Raw genomic sequence first — 17,743 nt, 5'->3', positions numbered from 1 at the left:
CATGGATCATGGCCGGCCCTCCTTGTTGTCTTGTTGTCCTGAGGCGCAGGCAAGGGCCTGGACCACGCGCTCCATCCGCATGAAGCGCGAGCCCTTCACCAGCACGCTCGCGATGCGCGGCAGCTGCGCCAGCACGGCGGCATTGAGCGTGTCGATGTCGTCGAAGTGGCGCGCCTCGCTGCCGCCGGCGCGCGTATAGGCCGTGGTGGCGTGGATCGATGCCTCACCCAGTGCGAACAGCGACTCGATGCCGCGCTCGGCCGCCCAGGCTCCGACCTCGGTATGGAACTGCGGGCCGCGGTCGCCGACCTCGCCCATGTCGCCCAGCACCAGCAGGCGCGGGCCCGGCAAGCCGCTGAGCACGTCGACCGCGGCGCGCACGGAATCGGGGTTGGCGTTGTAGCTGTCGTCGACCACGGTGATCGCCCGGCCGTCGGCCAGCAGCAACTCGCTCGCTCGCGAGCGCCCCTTGACCGGCTCGAAGGCGGCGAGGCCTTCGGCGATCTTGTCGACCGACACCCCGCAGGCCAGCGAGCAGGCGATGGCCGCCAGCGCGTTCACCACGTTGTGTCGCCCGGCGATGCGCAGGGTGGTGCAGATCTCGCCGAGCGGCGTGCGTGCCTCGAACTGCCATGCGCCATGCTTCCACTCGGCACGGCCGAGCGCGATGTCCGCGTTGGCCTGCTCGCCGAAGCTCAGGCAGCGCCGCGGCGCGCCCTCGTGCGCCATTTCGTTCCACAGCGGGGTGAAGGTGTCGCCGTAGGGGAAGACGGCGGTGCCGTTGTCCGGCAGCGCGGCGAACACCGCGCCGTTCTCGCGCGCGACCGCCTCGACCGTGGCCATGAACTCCTGGTGCTCGCGCTGCGCGTTGTTGACCAGCCCGATGGTGGGACGCGCGATCGCCGCCAGCCGGGCGATCTCGCCCGGATGGTTCATGCCCAGTTCGACCACTGCCAGCTGGTGCCGCTCGCGCAGGCGCAGCAGCGTCAGCGGCAGGCCGATCTCGTTGTTGAGGTTGCCGATGGTGGCCAGCGCCCGGTCCACGCCGGCGGCCCGCAGGATCGACGCGATCATCTGCGTGACAGTCGTCTTGCCGTTGCTGCCGGTGACCGCAACGAGCGGCAGATCGAACTGGGCCCGCCAGCCCGCGGCCAGGGCGCCAAGCGCGGCCAGGGTATCAGGCACTTCGAGCCCGGGCAGCCCGGCCGCCTCCAGCCCGCGGTGAGCGATGGCCGCGGCCGCGCCGCGCGCGCGCGCATCGGCCAGGAAGTCGTTGGCGTCGAAGCGCTCGCCCTTCAGCGCGACGAACAGGTCGCCGGCCGCGAGCGTGCGGGTGTCGGTGTGCACGCGCGAGACGGCCACTTCCGGGTCGCCGACCAGGCGCGCGCCGGGAAGCCAGGCGAGTGCCTTGGCTAGCGTCATCATCGGTGCGTCTTCCTGCGGCGCGCTCATCCTGCGCTCCTTGCTTGCGTCAATGCATCGATGGCATGCGCCCGGTCGGAGAACGCGATGCGCTCGCCCGCGATCTCCTGCCAGGCTTCGTGGCCGCGGCCGGCCAGCAGCACCACGTCGTCGGGCGCGGCCTGGGCCAGGGTCTGGCGGATCGCTTCGGCGCGGTCGGGCTCGACCTGGGCCGCCTCGGGGCGCGCCAGTCCGAGCAGGATCTGGCTGATGATCGCGTTGGGCTTCTCGCTGCGCGGATTGTCGCTGGTCAGCACCACGCGATCGGCCTGCTTCTCGGCCACCGCGGCCATCATCGGCCGCTTGGCGGTGTCGCGATCGCCGCCGCAACCGAACATGCACCAGAGCCGCCCGCCGCGCTGGCGCGCCAGCGGCCGCAGGCCGGCCAGCGCCTTGTCGAGCGCGTCGGGCGTGTGGGCGTAGTCGACCACGGCCAGCGGGCGGCCCGGCACGCTCACACGCTCCATGCGGCCCGGCACGCTGTCCAGCCGCGCGCAGGCCGCCACCGCCTGCGCGAGCGTGAGGCCGAGCGCGCGCAGGGTGCCGAGCACGCCCAGCAGGTTGGCCACGTTGTACTGGCCGATCAGCTGCGTCTCCATGCGCTGCGGCGCCGCGCCCTGCTCCACCACGGTGAACTGCAGGCCTTGGGCGTCGTAGCCGATGTCCGTCGCCGTCAGCCGGGCCGGCGCGCCGGCGGCCGAGACCGTCCAGACCTCCGGGGCGCCCTCGCCGCGCTCGACCAGGCCGGCCACGAGGCTGGCACCGTGAACGTCGTCGATGTTGACCACCGCGGCGCGCAGGCCGGGCCAGCGGAACAGCTCGGCCTTGGCCTGCCAGTAGGCATCCATGCTGCCGTGGTAGTCCAGGTGGTCCTGGGTGAAATTGGTGAACACCGCGACGGCGATGCGCGTGCCGTCGAGCCGGCGCTCGGCGATTCCGATCGAGGAGGCCTCGATCGCGCAGGCGCCGAAGCCGCGATCGGCAAAGGCGCGCAGCTCGCGCTGCAGCATCACCGGGTCGGGCGTGGTGAGGCCGGTGTAGGTGAGGTCGGGCGGCACGCCGATGCCCAGCGTGCCCACCACGGCGCAGGGCCGCGTGGCGTCGTGGGCAGCCAGCGCCTGCGCCAGCCACCACGCGGTCGAGGTCTTGCCGTTGGTGCCGGTGACGGCCAGCAGGTCCAGGCGCGCCGACGGATCGCCGTGGAAGGCGGCGGCGATCGGCCCGGTCGCGGCCTTCAGGCCGGCATAGCGCGCGATGCGCTCGTCGCCCTCGTCGAAGCCGAAGGACTCGACGCCCTCGGCCTCCACCAGGCAGGCCACCGCCCCCTGGGCCAGCGCAGCCGCGACGTGGCGCCGGCCGTCGGTGGCCGCGCCCGGCCAGGCGACGAAGCCGTCGCCCGCACCGACCGGGCGGCTGTCGGCATGCAGCACGCCGCGCACGCGGGACTCCAACCAGCCCGCGGCATCGAGAGGATCGCGGAAAGCCAGCATCAGAAGCTCTCCTCCACGCCGTTGGTCACGACCAGCGGTTTGACTGCCAGGTCAGGCGGTACGTTCATCATGCGCAGCGTCTGCTGCACCACCTCGCTGAACACAGGTGCCGCGACCAGGCCACCGAAGTACTGGCCGGCGCTCGGCTCGTCGATCATCACCGCCACGATGATGCGCGGCTTCTCGATCGGCGCCATGCCGGTGAACCAGGAGCGGTACTTGTTGCTGGCGTAGCCCTTGCCGACCTGCTTGTGCGCGGTGCCCGACTTGCCGCCCACCGAGTAGCCGATGGTCTGGGCGCGCTGGCCGGTGCCGCCGGGACCGGCCGCCATCTGCAGCATCTTGCGCACCGCCAGCGCGTTCTGCGCCGAGAACACTCTCACGCCCACGGCCGGCTCCTCGCTCTTGAGGATGGTGGCGGGAATGATGGCGCCGTCGTGCGCGAAGGCGGTGTACGAATGCGCCATCTGGAAGAGCGAGGCCGAGAGGCCGTAGCCGTAGGCCATGGTGGCCTGCTCGACCGGCTTCCAGCTCTTCCACGGGCGCAGCCGGCCGGTCACGGCGCCGGGGAAACGGAGCTGCGGCTTCTGGCCGTAGCCGAGCGCGGTGTAGGTGTCCCACATCTCGTGCGGGGTCATCTTCTGGGCGATCTTGAGCGCGCCCACGTTGCTGGACTTCTGGATCACGCCCTCGACCGTCAGCAGGCCGTAGTTGTGGGTGTCGCTGATGGTGAAGCCGCCGATGCTGTAGCGGCCGGGAGAGGTGTCGACCGGCGTCTGCGGCTTGATGCGCCCGGCCTCCAGCGCCATCGCGACCGTGATGGGCTTCATGGTCGAGCCGGGCTCGAAGGTGTCGGTGAGCGCGCGGTTGCGCAGCTGCTCGCCGGTGAGGTTCTGCCGCTTGTCGGGCACGTAGCTCGGGTAGTTGGCCAACGCCAGCACTTCGCCGGTGACGGCGTCCAGCACCACCACGCTGCCGGCCTTGGCCTTGTTGGCCGTGACCGCGTCGCGCAGCTTCTGGTAGGCGAAGAACTGCACCTTGCTGTCAACGGAGAGCTGGATGTCCCGGCCGTCCAGCGGCGGCACCTCCTCGCCGATGCCCTCGACCACGCGGCCGAGGCGGTCCTTGATCACGCGCTTGGAGCCGGCCTTGCCCGCCAGCTCCTTGTTGAAGGCGAGCTCGATGCCTTCCTGGCCCTTGTCCTCGACGTCGGTGAAGCCGACCACGTGCGCGGCCGCCTCGCCCTCGGGGTATTGGCGCTTGTATTCCTTGCGCTGGTAGAGGCCCTTGATGTTGAGCGCGGCGATCTGCTTGGCGATGGGCTCGTCGACCTGGCGCTGGATCCAGACGAAGGTCTTGTCCTCGTCCTCCAGCTTCTTGTCGAAGTCCTTCTGCGCCATGCCCAGCAGCTTCGCGACCTGGCGCAGCTTGGCCTTGACCTCCGGATCGTCGCGCTCGATGTCCTCGGGAATGGCCCAGATGCTGGGCGCCACCACGCTGGAGGCGAGCAGCAGGCCGTTGCGGTCCAGGATGCGGCCGCGATTGGCGGGCAGCTCCAGCGTGCGGGCGAAGCGCACCTCGCCCTGGCGCTGGAAGAAGGCGTTGCCGACCACTTGCACATAAGCCGCCCGGCCGGCCAGCACCAGGAAGCCGAAGGCGATGGCGGCAACGATGAACTTGCTGCGCCAGACCGGCGTCTTGCTCGCCAGCAGAGGGCTGGTCGTGTATTGGACGCTGCGGCGGCTCATGGCGCGCTCCTCCGGGCCGGCGCGGCGGCGGAACGCTGCGCGCCAGCCTCGCCGGGGCGGACAGCGGGCACGGCCGGCGCAACTGCGGGCGCCACGACGGCCGGGATCACCGTGCCGTCGGCGCGCACGTACTGCGTGATGGCCGGCGTGGTGGTGCGCATCTTGAGCTGCTCCTTGGCCAGGCGCTCGACCCGCAAAGGCGTGGCCTGGGCACGCTTTTCCACCTCCAGCCGGTCGCGCTCGAGCTCCAGCCGGCGCGTCTCGCTCTGCACCCGGTGCAGCTCGGTGAACAGCTGGCGCGACAGGTACTGCGTGTGCACCAGGTAGATCGCCGAGGCGATCACGGCCATGAGCAGGAGAAGGTTGAGGCGCACCACGCTCAAAGTTCCTCGGTGCGTTCGGCCACGCGCAGGATCGCGCTGCGGGCCCGGGGGTTCGCATCCACCTCGGCCTGCGTCGGCTTGATGCGGCCGATGGCGCGCAGCTTCATCGCGCGGGGCGCGGCGAAGGGTGCGCGGCGGTCGTAGACCTCGCGCGAATGCCTGGCGATGAACTGCTTCACGATGCGGTCTTCCAGCGAATGGAAGCTGATCACCGCGAGCCGGCCCTGGGGTTGCAGCACGGAAAGACTCGCCTCTAGCGCCTGTTGCAGCTCTTCAAGCTCGGCGTTGATGAAAATCCGAAGAGCCTGAAATGTGCGCGTTGCAGGGTTCTGGCCCGGCTCGCGGGTTTTGACCGTGCCAGCCACGAGCTCGGCCAGCTCGGCGGTGGTTGAAATTGGGCCCCGTTCTTGTCGGCGAGCTGCAATCGCCTTTGCAATCTGAACAGCAAACCGTTCCTCGCCATAGTCACGAATCACCTCCGCCATCTGCTGCACTTCGGCCGTTGCCAGCCACTCGGCCACGCTCTGGCCGCGCGTGGTGTCCATGCGCATGTCGAGCGGGCCGTCGAAACGAAAAGAAAAACCCCGTACGGGGTTGTCGATCTGGGGGGAGCTCACGCCGAGGTCCATCAGCACGCCGGCGACGCTGCGCGGCGGCAGCTCCCCCAGGTGGTCGAAGCTCTGGTGCCGGATGGAAAAACGCGCATCCTCGATGCGCGCTGCCTCGGCCACCGCTTCCGCGTCCTTGTCGAACGCAATCAGCCGGCCGGCCTCCGACAGTCTTTCCAGGATGGCCCGGGAATGGCCGCCGCGCCCGAAGGTGGCATCCACGTAGGTGCCGGAGCCGGGCGCGGTGCCGGGAAGGAGGGCTTCCACCGCCTCCTTCAACAACACGGTCGTATGGCTCCATGGCGCTTGCACTGCCGGCCTCAGAAAGAGAAATCCTGGAACACATCGGGCATCTCTCCCTGGGTGGCCTCGGCTTCCTTGGCGTCGTAGGTGGCCTTGTCCCAGAGCTCGAAGTGGTTGCCCATGCCGAGCAGCAGCGCGTCGCGCGTGATGCCGGCGGCCGCACGCAACTCGGGGGAGATCAGCACGCGACCGGTGCCGTCCATGTCCACGTCCATCGCATTGCCCAGGAAGACACGCTTCCACCACTGTGCCGACATCGGGAGCGCCGCGATGCGCTCGCGGAATTTCTCCCACTCCGGACGCGGGAACACCATCAGGCAGCCGTGGGGGTGCTTGGTGATCGTGAGCTGGCCGCCGGCGGTCGCGCTCAGGACGTCACGATGCCGGGTCGGCACGGAAAGCCGCCCCTTGGCATCGAGACTGAGCGATGAAGCCCCTTGAAACACGACCGCGAACCCCTGTCCTGGAAAGGCGCCGTGCACCTCGGCGAGGCACGAACAGACACTTTTTCCCACTTAACTGCACTTTTTTGCACTGTAGCAGGAAACACCTACCACGCAACTGGGTGTCGCGGCTATTTTTTGTAATGGAATCAACAACTTAGCGGTGTTTTTGAAGCCTCAAAAATACCGAATTCCGTTGCAGGTGAAGCACTTAGCTCGCGCAATGAATGTGTTGCGTGAACCGCAAGCGCCAGCGCTCGTGCAAAAGCCCGATCAGAGGATGAATCGGGAAAGGTCTTCGTCGTGACTTAGTGCCGACAGACGTGCGTCCACGTAGGCGGCATCGATGCGCACGGTCTGGCCTTCAAGCTTGGCGGCATCGAAGCTCACCTCGTCGAGCAGGCGCTCCATGACCGTCGAGAGGCGCCGAGCGCCGATATTCTCGGTGCGCTCGTTGACCTCGTAGGCGATGCTGGCGAGCCTGGTGATGCCATCCGCCGTGAACTCCAGCGTCACGCCTTCGGTCGCCAGCAGCGCCTGGTACTGCTTGACCAGCGAGGCCCGGGTCTGGGTCAGGATGCTCTCGAAATCAGCCACCGAGAGCGACTGCAGCTCGACGCGGATCGGGAAGCGGCCTTGCAGCTCGGGGATCAGGTCGCTGGGCTTGCTCAGGTGGAAGGCGCCGCTGGCGATGAAGAGGATGTGGTCGGTGCGCACCACGCCGTACTTGGTGCTCACAGCGGTGCCCTCCACCAGCGGCAGCAGGTCGCGCTGAACGCCCTGGCGCGACACGTCGGCGCCCTGCGCCTCGCTGCGGGTGGCGACCTTGTCGATCTCGTCGATGAAGACGATGCCGTTCTGCTCGGCGTTGTGAATCGCCTGGGTGCGGATCTCTTCCTCGTTGACCAGCTTGGTCGCCTCCTCCTCGATCAGCAGGCGCATGGCCTCGCCGATCTTGAGCTTGCGCGTCTTGCGCCGGCCCTGCGCCAGCTGGCCGAACATGCCGCGCAGCTGCTCGGTCATGTCCTCCATGCCGGCGGGGCCCATGATCTCGAGCGGGGCGCGCTGCTCGGCGAGCTCGATCTCGATCTCTTTGTCGTCGAGCTGATGCTCACGCAGCTTCTTGCGGAAGGCCTGGCGGGTGGCGTTGCTGCTCTCGGCGTTCGAGCCGTCGGCCGTGCGAGCCGGGGGCAGCAGCACGTCGAGGATGCGCTCCTCGGCGCCGTCCTCGGCACGCATGCGCACCTTGGCGCTCTCGCTCTCGCGCGTCTGCTTGACGGCCATCTCTGCCAGGTCGCGCACGATCGAGTCGACGTCCTTGCCCACGTAGCCCACCTCGGTGAACTTGGTGGCCTCGACCTTGATGAAGGGCGCGTCGGCCAGGCGCGCGAGCCGGCGCGCGATCTCGGTCTTGCCCACGCCGGTGGGGCCGATCATGAGGATGTTCTTGGGCGTGATCTCGGCGCGCAGCTTCTCGTCGACCTGCTGGCGGCGCCAGCGGTTGCGCAGCGCGATGGCGACGGCGCGTTTGGCATCGGGTTGCCCGACGATGTGGTTGTCGAGCTCGGAGACGATTTCCTGTGGGGTCATGGGCATGGGGTCACTCGCTGGGCTCACAGGGTCTCTACGGTGTGATGCATGTTGGTGTAAATGCAGAGTTCGCCCGCGATCTCGAGCGACTTCTTGACGATGTCGGCGGCGCTCAGCTCGGTGTGGTCGAGCAGCGCTTTGGCAGCGGCCTGGGCATAGGCGCCGCCGGAGCCGATCGCGATGATGCCGTTCTCGGGCTCCAGCACGTCGCCGTTGCCGGTGATGATCAGCGAGCTGTGGGCGTCGGCGACGGCCAGCATCGCCTCCAGGCGGCGCAGCACGCGGTCGGTGCGCCAGTCCTTTGTCAGCTCGATGGCAGCGCGCGCCAGGTGGCCCTGGTGCTTCTCGAGCTTGCCCTCGAAGCGTTCGAAGAGGGTGAAGGCATCGGCGGTCGCGCCGGCGAAACCGGCGAGCACCTTGCCCTGGTAGAGCCGGCGCACCTTGCGCGCGCTGCCCTTGATGACGATGTTGCCCAGCGTGACCTGGCCATCGCCGCCGATGGCGACCTGGTCGCCGTTCGGGGTCTTGCGGCGCACGCTGATGATCGTGGTTCCGTGAAATTGTTCCATCGAAGCAATATGGCGATAGCCTGCACGAATGCAAGCCGGGGATGGGGAGCGGGTGGAAAACAGAATAACGCGTTGCGGCGACCTCTTCGGCGAAGAGGCCAACGCGGCGCATGGCGTGGGCCGGGGCCGGGTTTCAGTTCGCCCTGATCGCGACTTCGGCGTGGTCCGCAATCCCGATCACGCCAAAGAAGGCGGCGATCAGGCGATGCGCGTCGACGAAAGCGACCCGCTCGCCGCGCGCGTCGCGGGCGGTAACCCAGTTCAGCAGGGAACCGGCGGCCACGAAGTCGAGCCGCACCAGTCCGGCGCAGGAAATCGACAGGCCCTGCGCACCGGCGAGCTCCTTGTCGAGGCGCTCCCAGGTCGGGAGCGATTCGCCAGCGAGCTCGCCCGCCAGCGAGCCGTGGCCGGCCGCGGCGTGCGTCGGCGCGGCGTCGGCGCCGATCAGCTCATCGTCGTGCCCCGAGATCGAGAATCCCGACGACACCGAGGGCCGGGCCGTGGCCGCCGACACCTCGAGCTCGCCGAAATCGCCCTTCGGGTCTTCCCAGGGCGGGGGCGACACTTCGTAGGTGATGCAATAGTTGAGCGCCAGCAGCTCGAACTCGTCCGGCCGGTGCATGACACGCAGCGCGGCCATGTGCAGTTGCCACCAGATGGCGTCGACCCGGCGTTCGTTGACCGGGGTGGCCTCGGTGAGCGCGATCTGCAGCCGGTCGGCGCCGGCGAAGCGCAGTTGCACCGCCGAGTCGGCCCAATGGTTGAAGAGCGCACGCAGCGGGCCGGCTGCATCGGGCTCGATGGCGTCGAGCGCACTCCAATCCAGCTTCCAGGTGGGGCCGGCCGCGCCGAGTGCGCGCGTGAGGCCCAGCAGGTCTTCGCGCCTGAGCACGGCGGGGCTGGCCCAGTCGGCGCCGCCCACTGGCGCCGGAGGCGGGGCGCTGACGGTCGATGCCGCGGCGATCTGGGCATGGCGCGCCACCGCGCGCAGCGAGATCCATTCGGGCGGGTTGCGGCTGGTGCGCTGGGTGTAGCGCACAGCCGCCGCCGAGAACTTCTCTGCATCGCCGACGGCGCGATAGAAGTCGAACAGCGCTCGCCAGGTGTCGTCGTGATCGGCGCCCGAGGCGTCGGGCGCCAGCGCCTGCAGGAGGATCGCTTCCGTGCCGGCGTCGTCGCCATGGGCGAAGCGGATCGCGGCCTCCTCGATGCAGCCGTCGGAGACCGAGGGCACGGCAGCCGGGCCGGCGGCGCCCTGCGGCGGCGCTACACCGGGCACGGTGTCGGCGTAGGCGCGGGCGTGCTGGGCAGCCATGTCGCCGCTTGCCTTGCCGTCCCCGGCGGCCTGTTCTCCGCCTGGGCCGCGGTTCTTCCACCACTGCTGCGACATCTGCTCCTCGATCTCGGCGATCTTCTTGAGCGTGAGCGCCCGGCCTTCGGTCTTGCCGGTGGTGCTGCTGATGTTGAAGGAGGACGGCGTGGCCGCCGCGTCGCGCCCGCCGGCCGCCTCGCGCTGGCGCAGCTTGCGAAGCATGTCGAACTCGCGGCGACGCACGAAGTCATTGCGCTGCCGCCGCTCGATCATTTCCTTGAGCATCTCGCGGCTGTAGCCGTTCTCGAGCTGCGAGGACTCCTCGGCATCGAGCTCGGACCAATCCTTGAGCGGATTGCGAACGAACTTGGCCACCTTGGACAGCAGCCGGCCGGTATCTTCCTTGGCCATGCGCAGCGACTCCCTTCGATGCTTCGGTGACTCAGTCGCCGAACATCTTCTGCTTGAGCTCGCGGCGCTGCTGCGCCTCGATCGACAGCGTGGCAGTCGGGCGCGCCAGCAGCCGGCCGAGGCCGATCGGCTCGCCCGTCTCGTCGCAGTAGCCGTAGTCGCCGGCGTCGATGCGCTGGATCGACTGCTCGATCTTCTTCAGCAGCTTGCGCTCGCGGTCGCGGGTGCGCAGTTCGAGCGCGTGCTCTTCCTCGATGGTGGCGCGGTCGGCCGGGTCGGGCACCACGACGGTGTCCTCCCGCAGGTGCTCGGTGGTCTCGCCGGCGCTCTCGAGGATCTCGCGCTTGAGCGCTTGCAGCTTGAGCCGGAAGAAGGCCATCTGCTTCTCGTTCATGTACTCGGAGTCCGGCATGGCAATCACCTCGGCATCGGTGAGCTCCTCGACCGACTTCGTCTTCCAGTTGTTGGCCAGCTTCGGGTCTTTCTTGATGGCGACGGGCGGCGGCGGCACCAGCGCGGTCTTCAAGTCCTGGACGAAGCTGGACTTGGCCGCGGTGGATGCCACCGATTGCGGCATGGAGGGCACGGTCAGCTGCGACAGCCGCGAGACGCGCCCGCCGCGAGCGGGTGCGGGTGCGTTGGAGGGAGAGGTGTCGGAGGGGGTGGTCGGAGTGGTCATAGCAGGTGTCGCTGCGGCAGGGGCCGCAACCGCCTTTTTAACGGGGATCGATGAAGCTGGTGCGGCGGCGCGAGTACCGGCCGCGTGGGTTGATGAGGAAGCACCTGCACCCGCAGCCTTGGCCTTGCTCGTGGCAGAAGGCTTCGGCGGCGCGACAGGTCCGACGGTCTTGGGCGCGGAAACCTTCTTCGCGGCGGGCGCGGCCTGCTTCGCAACCGCCGTCTTCTTGACGGCCGGTCTGGACACGGGCTTTGCCTGGGCGACTGGTTTCTTCACGGTGACTGGCTCCTTCGACGAACTGGTACGCGCTTTCAATGGGGATTTACTCCCATGGGAACCACTGCTGCCCGAGGGCTTCGCGGGACCCCGCCTTGTCAGGGGGCTCGCCAACGGCGAACCCAGGGGTTATACCCCCGAAAGCAGGCCGAAAACGTGTGCTGCTCTATGTCAAAAGTCACACATCGTCCCGGGAAGGACGATGCCTGACCTCCGGAACAGGCGCGCGATTGTATAGAAGGTCAGGCGATCCCGGTCAGACCAGGCACTGTTCCAGCCCCTGCTCCAGGATCTCGCGCGGCAGGTCGATGCCGATGAACACCATGCGGCTGTTGCGCTTTTCGTCCGGTCCCCAGGCCGGGCCGAGGTCGCTGCCCATCAGCTGGTGCACGCCCTGGAAGATCACCTTGCGCTCGGTGCCCTGCATGTTCAGCACGCCCTTGTAGCGCAGCATGCGCGGGCCGTAGATGTTGACGATTGCGCCCAGGAAGTCCTCCAGCCGGGCCGGGTCGAAGGGCCGGTCGGCGCGGAAGACGAAGCTCTTCACGTCGTCATCGTGGTGATGGTGGTGGCCATGACCCTCGTGCTTGTGCGAGGGGTGGTCGCAATGCTCGCCGTGCGCATGGTCGTGGTCGTGCTCCTCTTCCTCCTTCAGGAAGTCCGGATCGATGTCCAGCTTGGCATTGAGGTTGAAGCCGCGCAGGTCGAACACGTCCTTCAACGGCACGTCGCCGAAATGCACCTTCTGCTGCGGGGCACGCGGGTTCATGTGCTTGAGGCGGTGGATCAGCGCCTCGGTCTCCTCGGCCGCCACCAGATCGCTCTTGCTGATGAAGATCTGGTCAGCGAAGCCCACCTGGCGGCGCGCTTCCTGGCGGTCGTTGAGCTGCTGCGGCGCATGCTTGGCGTCCACCAGCGTGAGGATCGAGTCCAGCAGATAGCTTTCGGCGATCTCGTCGTCCATGAAGAAGGTCTGCGCCACCGGGCCCGGATCGGCCAGGCCGGTGGTCTCGATCACCACGCGGTCGAAGTCGAGCAGCCCCTTGCGCTTCTTGGCGGCCAGCAGCTGCAGGGCCTCGCGCAGGTCCTCGCGGATGGTGCAGCAGATGCAGCCGTTGCTCATCTGCACGATCTGCTCCTTGGACTCGGTGACCAGGATGTCGTTGTCGATGTTCTCCTCGCCGAACTCGTTCTCGATCACGGCGATCTTCTGCCCGTGCGCCTCGCTCAGGATGCGCTTGAGCAGCGTGGTCTTGCCGGAGCCGAGGAAGCCGGTGAGGATGGTGGCGGGGATCAGGGCCATGGATGCTCCGGGAAGGGGGACGAGGGGGAAGGCGGGAAGTTTAGCCACGTGCCCCAAGCCGCGCCGCCGCAGGGGCAAAGAGCCGCGACCGGGTCTCCGGAGTACCTTCGCCTTCGGCTGCGGTGCCGTTCGCCTTCGCAGCGGCCCTGCGGCTCACTTGCGCACGACCACCAAGCCTTTCAGGTACTCGCCCTCGGGGAACTCGATGGTCATCGGGTGGTCCGGCGCCGCGCCCAGGCGCTCGCTGATATAGCCGTCCACGCCCGCATCGATGCCGGCCGAGGCCACGATCTTGTGGAACAGGTCGGCGCCGATGCCGCCCGAGCAGGAGAAGGTCAGCAGCACGCCGCCCGGCACCAGCAGCTTCAGGGCGAGCCGGTTGAGGTCCTTGTAGGCCCGCGCCGCGCGTTCGGCATGGGCCACGGTGGGGGCGAACTTGGGCGGGTCGAGCACGATGGCATCGAAGCTGCGGCCCTCGTCGAGAAAGCGGCGCAGGGAGGCATTGACATCGGCGTCCAGGAACTCGGCGCGGGCGCCTTCGAAGCCGTTGAGGGCCACATGGGCCCGCGCGCGCTCCAGCGCCGGCAGCGAGGAGTCGATGGACAGCAGCTCCGCCCCATCGAGCGCGCCCGCCGCCTTCAGCCCGGCCATCGCCGCGACCGTGAAGCCGCCCGTGTAGCAAAAGCAGTTGAGCACGCGCCGGAAGCGCCGGCGCCGCGCCAGCTCCGCGAAGCGCCCGCGGCTGTCGCGCTGGTCGAGGTAGAAGCCGGTCTTGTGCCCGGTGGCGATGTCCAGCGTGAGCTGCCAGTCGTGCTCGCGGATGGTCAGTTCGGTGGGCCCGCTGCCGCGCAGCCAGCCGGCCGCGGGCGCCAACCCCTCGCGCTCGCGGCCGCTCGCGTCGGAGCGCTCATAGAGCTTCGCCAGGCCGGTGGCCGCCAGCAGCGCATCGGCCAGCACGCTCTTCCAGCGCTCGGCCCCGGCCGACAGGAACTGCGCCACCAGCGTGTCGCCGTAGCGGTCGACGATCAACCCCGGCAGGCCATCGGCCTCGCCGTGCACCAGGCGCACGCCGTCGCTCGGCAACTCGAAGCGCTCCCGCGCCGCCACCGCGCTCGCCACCCGCGACGTCATGAAAGCCGAATCGATGCGCTGCTGCTCGTCGAAACTCCAGGCCCGCGCGCGGATCTTGGAATGCGGGCTGAAGGCCGCCCACGCCAGGAAGCGGCCGTCGTCAGCCTCGATGCGCACCGTCTCGCCCGCATCGCCGCCGCCCTTGGCGATGGCCGATTCGAAGATCCACGGATGGCGGCGCAGCAACGAGCGTTCCTTGCCGGGGCGCAGGCGGAGTGTTTTCATTTCTTGCCGCCGTCTTCTTTCACCCGGGCCCGCGGATGTGCCGCATCGTAGGCCTTGGCCAGGTGCTGGAAATCCAGCCGCGTGTAGACCTGCGTGGTCGAGATGCTGGCGTGGCCCAGCAGTTCCTGTACGGCGCGCAGGTCGCTGCTGGACTGCAGCACGTGGCTCGCGAAGGAGTGGCGCAGCATGTGCGGATGCACCGGCGCGGCCAGGCCCGCCTTCAGGCTGCGCTGGCGCAACTGGCGCCAGATGGCATGGGGCGACAGGCGGGTGCCGGTGCGGCCGATGAAGAGCGCCGCGGCGCCGGCCGGATCGCGCAGCCGCGCCGCCGGCAGCGCCGCGCAGTCTTCGCGCCGCGCCAGCCAGTCCGCCAGCGCCTCGGCCGCCTTGGCGCCGACCGGCACGGTGCGCCGCTTGCTGCCCTTGCCGAGCACGCTGGCCTCCTGCGCGTCGAGATCAACCCAGCCGCGCGCCGTGTTGCTGGCGCGCAGGTCGAGGCCGGTGAGCTCGCCGACGCGCAGGCCGCAGCCATAGAGCAGCTCCACGATGGCGCGGTCGCGGGCCTCGGTCCAGGGGTCGGCCTCGTCGTCATGCAATTGCGCAAGTTGCACCGCCTCGTCGACCGCCAGCGCCTTCGGCAGCGGCCGCCCAGCCTTGGGCGCGTGCACATCCTGCACCGGGTTCGCAACGATCCGCCCCTCGTGGCCCAGCCAGCGGTAGAAGCCGCGCCAGCAGGACAGCACCAGCGCGATGCCGCGCGACTCCCGGCCCGCGCTGTGCAACTGCGCCATCCAGCGGCGCACATGGGCGGTCTGCACCTGCTCCAGCGGCAGTCCGGCGGCTGCGGCGTTCACGATCAGCGTCTTGAGGTGGATCGCATAGAGCTCGACGGTGCGATCTGCCAATCGACGCTCGACCCGCACGTGCTCGAGATACCGCTCGACCAGCGGCGATTCAGTGAAGGTATCCATTGGCGGCATTGTTCACGATGGCCAGCGGCTCGCGCAACGCACCCCGGAAGGCCATGCCCCAGCGCTGCCAGCAGGCAGTGGGCGCGGCGGCGTACTGCACCTCGAAGCGGCGGTCGAAGCCGGCCGCGTGCGCAAGGCGCTCGACGCGCCAGAGGTGATAGGGCTCGGAGACGACGATCACGCGCTTCACGCCCGCCGCCTCGAGCAGTGGCCGCGACCTCGCGAGGTTCTCCCGCGTGGACTGCGACACCGGCTCCATCAGCAGCGCGCCCTCGTAGCCCGAGTCGCGCGCATGCTGCTGCATCACCTCGGCCTCGATGCGGCCGTCTTCCTTGTCCACGCCGCCCGAGAGCAGGAGCTGGCGCACCTGCCCCGCGCGCGCCAGCGCGATGGCGGCATCGACGCGCCCGGTCAGGCACGGGTTGGGCCGGCCGTCGCGGTACGCGCGGTTGCCGAGCACCAGCGCCGCATCGGCCGCGCGCGCCGGCGGGTGCGCAAGCCGCTCGCGCGCATGCAGCCAGACCGTGGCGTGGATCGCCGCATAGCCCAGCAGCAGCACGAGGACCGCGCCCGCCAGCGCGCGCCGCGCGATCAAGAACGCAGCCGCGACAGCGCCGCCGAGGCCAGCTCGGCAATGCGCTCCAGGAAGTCGGTGCCCATCTCGGCGTTGAAGCGATGCGCATCGGGCGATGCGAGCACCAGCAGGCCGAAAGCCGCCGCCTCGGGTTCGGGACGCAGCGGGATCAGCGCGATCGACACCGCCGCCTGCGGCTCGGCCAGCCAGCCAGCGACCTCGAAGCCCGCGTTGAGGCCGCAGTAGGGCGCGGTGAGCGAGGTGGCCAGCGCCTTCATGTCCTCGCTCACCTGCTGCGCGTAGGGCTCGTGGAGGTAGCTGCCGTCGCAGTCCCAGATCTTGATCGCGACCTGCGGCACCACGAACAGCGTCTCCAGGTCGCTCGCGATACGCGTGGGCAGCGCGCGCGGGTCGCGCGTGGTCAGCAGGCCGCGGGTCCAGCGCTGCAGGCGGTCGGCGGTGACGACGTTCTCGGTGCCGTGGCGCACCATGTCCATCACGCGGTGCTCCAGCGCCTTGATCTTCTCGCGCAGCATCTCGGCCTGGCGCTCCTGCAGGCTCACGGCGCGGTTGCCGTGCGGGCTGGTGAGCTGCACCTGGGCCAGCAGCTGCGCATGGCGTTCGAAGAAGTCGGGCGTGTTCGAGAGGTAGTTGGCGATATCGTCTTCGGTGATGGGATTCATGGCGTCTCGGTGGATGGAGTTCATGGGGCGTCGGGGACCTCGATGTCGCCCTCGAACACGGTGACGGCGGGGCCCGTCATCAGCACCGGCGCGCCGTCGCCGGCCCACTCGATGGTCAGCAGCCCGCCCCGGGTCTGCACGTCGACGCGGGTGTCGAGCCGCCCGAGGCGGATGCCCGCCACCACCGCGGCGCAGGCGCCGGTGCCGCAGGCCAGGGTCTCGCCGGCGCCGCGCTCGAACACCCGCAGGCGCACATGGCCGCGATCGACGATCTGCATGAAGCCGGCATTCACGCGCTGGGGAAAGCGCGGATGGTGCTCGATCGCCGGGCCCTGCTTCGCCACCGGCGCGGCATCGACATCGGGCACGATCTGGACCGCATGCGGATTGCCCATCGAGAGCACCGCCACCGACACCTTCGCGCTGTCGGCGTGCGTGCCCAGGGTGAGGTGCCAGGTGTGCCAACCGTTGTCGTGCTGCGGGTCCAGGCCGGCGGTGTCGAAGGGCACGCGCTGCGGCTCGAAGATGGGGGCGCCCATGTCCACCGTCACGCGGCCGTCGGCGCCCATCTTCGGCTCGATGACCCCCGACAGCGTCTGCACCCGCACCTGCTCCTTGTCGGTCAGCCCGTGCTCGCGCACGAAGCGCATGAAGCAGCGCGCGCCGTTGCCGCACTGCTCGACCTCGCCGCCGTCGGCGTTGTGGATGACGTACTGGAAATCGACGCCCTCGGCCGGCGCGGGCCGCACGCTGAGGATCTGGTCGGCGCCCACGCCGAAATGGCGGTCGGCCAGGAAGCGGTACTGCGCCGCGTCGAGGCCGAGCGCGCCGCGGGTCTCGTCCAGCACGACGAAGTCGTTGCCGGCGCCCTGCATCTTGGTGAAGCGGATTCGCATCGGGGGATTATCTGCCGCGCCGCGCTGCCGACCAGCGGCCTCTCAGCCGCGCAGCCGGTCCAGCGCCCGGTCCAGGAAGCCCAGCCGGTCCTGTCCCCAGAAACGCTCGCCCTCGAGCACGTAGGTCGGCGAGCCGAACACGCCCTTCTCTACCGCCTCGGCACTGTAGGCGCGGTAGGCGGCCTGCGTCTCGGCGGCCTGCTCGAGCGCCTGCAGCGCCGCGCCGTCGTAGCCGTTCTCGTCGGCCACTGAAATGCGGACGTCGGCCTTCGAGGTGTCGCGCTCCTCGGCCCACAGCGCGCGCAGCAGCGCATGGGACAGCGGTTGCGCGTCCAGCCCCTGCAGCTGGGCGGCGATCACCATCCAGCCGGCGTACTTGTTCCAGTTCGGATCGGCGGGCTTGCCCTTGGGATAGTGCGCGGGCTCCAGCACCAGCGGCATGCCCAGGTAGTCGCGCCAGCGGGCGAGCTCGAGCGCGTGATAGGTACGACGGGCCTCGGGTCGCGTCTTGAGCGGGATGCCGCCGGTCTGCGGCACCACGGCCTGGAAGTCGTAGGGCTTGAGCGTGAGGTGCACGTGGTGGCGACGCACGAGGTCCTGCAGTTGCGGGCCGCCGAGGTAGGCCCAGGGCGAGGAGAGGCTGTAATAGCAGTCGAGGGCGATCATCATCTGGATTATCTTCACGCT

General features: G+C 69.2%; 17 protein-coding genes. All 17 read right to left on the bottom strand.

Translation table 11 applies throughout. The features are described from left to right. Positions 1 to 6 precede the first annotated feature (6 nt). The 17 genes from E5P3_RS05380 to E5P3_RS05300 all read right to left on the bottom strand — a co-directional run bounded on the left by E5P3_RS05380 (position 7) and on the right by E5P3_RS05300 (position 17,725). Positions 7 to 1,452: a UDP-N-acetylmuramoyl-tripeptide--D-alanyl-D-alanine ligase gene (locus E5P3_RS05380; protein ID WP_162585035.1), complete on the bottom strand. Its 1,446-nt coding sequence runs from the start codon at positions 1,450 to 1,452 to the stop codon at positions 7 to 9. Continuing rightward, positions 1,449 to 2,951: a UDP-N-acetylmuramoyl-L-alanyl-D-glutamate--2,6-diaminopimelate ligase gene (locus E5P3_RS05375; RefSeq protein WP_162585034.1), complete on the bottom strand. Its 1,503-nt coding sequence runs from the start codon at positions 2,949 to 2,951 to the stop codon at positions 1,449 to 1,451. Before E5P3_RS05375 ends, E5P3_RS05380 begins: the two co-directional genes overlap by 4 nt. Further along, positions 2,951 to 4,699 (bottom strand): peptidoglycan D,D-transpeptidase FtsI family protein, encoded by a 1,749-nt coding sequence (locus E5P3_RS05370; RefSeq protein WP_162585033.1) that lies wholly within the window; start codon positions 4,697 to 4,699, stop codon positions 2,951 to 2,953. Before E5P3_RS05370 ends, E5P3_RS05375 begins: the two co-directional genes overlap by 1 nt. Continuing rightward, positions 4,696 to 5,076: a cell division protein FtsL gene (gene ftsL / locus E5P3_RS05365; RefSeq protein ID WP_162585032.1), complete on the bottom strand. Its 381-nt coding sequence runs from the start codon at positions 5,074 to 5,076 to the stop codon at positions 4,696 to 4,698. Before ftsL ends, E5P3_RS05370 begins: the two co-directional genes overlap by 4 nt. A 2-nt stretch (positions 5,077 to 5,078) precedes the next feature. After that, entirely contained in the window at positions 5,079 to 6,002 is a 924-nt protein-coding gene (rsmH, locus tag E5P3_RS05360) for a 16S rRNA (cytosine(1402)-N(4))-methyltransferase RsmH (protein ID WP_162585031.1), read from the bottom strand. 8 nt (positions 6,003 to 6,010) lie between these two features. Beyond that, a complete protein-coding gene (mraZ, locus tag E5P3_RS05355; protein ID WP_162585030.1) occupies positions 6,011 to 6,439 on the bottom strand; it encodes a division/cell wall cluster transcriptional repressor MraZ in 429 nt (142 codons plus the stop codon). A 270-nt stretch (positions 6,440 to 6,709) separates the two neighbouring features. Then, positions 6,710 to 8,032 (bottom strand): ATP-dependent protease ATPase subunit HslU, encoded by a 1,323-nt coding sequence (gene hslU / locus E5P3_RS05350; RefSeq protein ID WP_162585029.1) that lies wholly within the window; start codon positions 8,030 to 8,032, stop codon positions 6,710 to 6,712. 17 nt (positions 8,033 to 8,049) lie between these two features. Next, on the bottom strand, positions 8,050 to 8,595 hold the full coding sequence (hslV, locus tag E5P3_RS05345) for an ATP-dependent protease subunit HslV (RefSeq protein ID WP_162585028.1): 546 nt from the start codon (positions 8,593 to 8,595) through the stop codon (positions 8,050 to 8,052). A 133-nt stretch (positions 8,596 to 8,728) separates the two neighbouring features. Beyond that, positions 8,729 to 10,318, bottom strand: a complete 1,590-nt coding sequence (locus E5P3_RS05340; protein WP_162585027.1) for an STAS domain-containing protein — start codon at positions 10,316 to 10,318, stop codon at positions 8,729 to 8,731. A gap of 31 nt (positions 10,319 to 10,349) precedes the next feature. Next, a complete protein-coding gene (dksA, locus tag E5P3_RS05335; protein WP_443083232.1) occupies positions 10,350 to 11,273 on the bottom strand; it encodes an RNA polymerase-binding protein DksA in 924 nt (307 codons plus the stop codon). Between the two features lie 256 nt (positions 11,274 to 11,529). Further along, positions 11,530 to 12,576, bottom strand: a complete 1,047-nt coding sequence (locus E5P3_RS05330; RefSeq protein ID WP_162585025.1) for a CobW family GTP-binding protein — start codon at positions 12,574 to 12,576, stop codon at positions 11,530 to 11,532. A gap of 153 nt (positions 12,577 to 12,729) precedes the next feature. Next, the gene (locus E5P3_RS05325; RefSeq protein ID WP_162585024.1) at positions 12,730 to 13,932 is read right to left on the bottom strand and encodes a class I SAM-dependent rRNA methyltransferase; all 1,203 of its coding nucleotides are present in this window, start codon (positions 13,930 to 13,932) and stop codon (positions 12,730 to 12,732) included. Continuing rightward, positions 13,929 to 14,903, bottom strand: a complete 975-nt coding sequence (locus E5P3_RS05320) for a tyrosine recombinase XerC (RefSeq protein WP_162585023.1) — start codon at positions 14,901 to 14,903, stop codon at positions 13,929 to 13,931. The genes E5P3_RS05325 and E5P3_RS05320 overlap by 4 nt, the downstream gene beginning before the upstream one ends. After that, positions 14,887 to 15,498: a YdcF family protein gene (locus E5P3_RS05315; RefSeq protein WP_174263036.1), complete on the bottom strand. Its 612-nt coding sequence runs from the start codon at positions 15,496 to 15,498 to the stop codon at positions 14,887 to 14,889. The genes E5P3_RS05320 and E5P3_RS05315 overlap by 17 nt, the downstream gene beginning before the upstream one ends. Next, positions 15,495 to 16,160: a DUF484 family protein gene (locus E5P3_RS05310; protein WP_174263035.1), complete on the bottom strand. Its 666-nt coding sequence runs from the start codon at positions 16,158 to 16,160 to the stop codon at positions 15,495 to 15,497. The genes E5P3_RS05315 and E5P3_RS05310 overlap by 4 nt, the downstream gene beginning before the upstream one ends. A gap of 20 nt (positions 16,161 to 16,180) precedes the next feature. Further along, positions 16,181 to 17,056, bottom strand: coding sequence for a diaminopimelate epimerase (dapF, locus tag E5P3_RS05305; RefSeq protein WP_162585021.1), 876 nt, complete (start codon positions 17,054 to 17,056; stop codon positions 16,181 to 16,183). A 42-nt stretch (positions 17,057 to 17,098) separates the two neighbouring features. Further along, complete coding sequence (locus E5P3_RS05300; protein WP_232072989.1) at positions 17,099 to 17,725, bottom strand: 2-hydroxychromene-2-carboxylate isomerase; 627 nt, start codon at positions 17,723 to 17,725, stop codon at positions 17,099 to 17,101. Between the last annotated feature and the right edge of the window lie 18 nt (positions 17,726 to 17,743).

This window comes from Variovorax sp. RA8 (genome assembly GCF_901827175.1).
Classification (GTDB): domain Bacteria; phylum Pseudomonadota; class Gammaproteobacteria; order Burkholderiales; family Burkholderiaceae_C; genus Variovorax.
The sequence above is the reverse complement of the archived record's forward strand: the minus strand, read 5'-3'. Positions and strand labels throughout refer to the sequence as shown.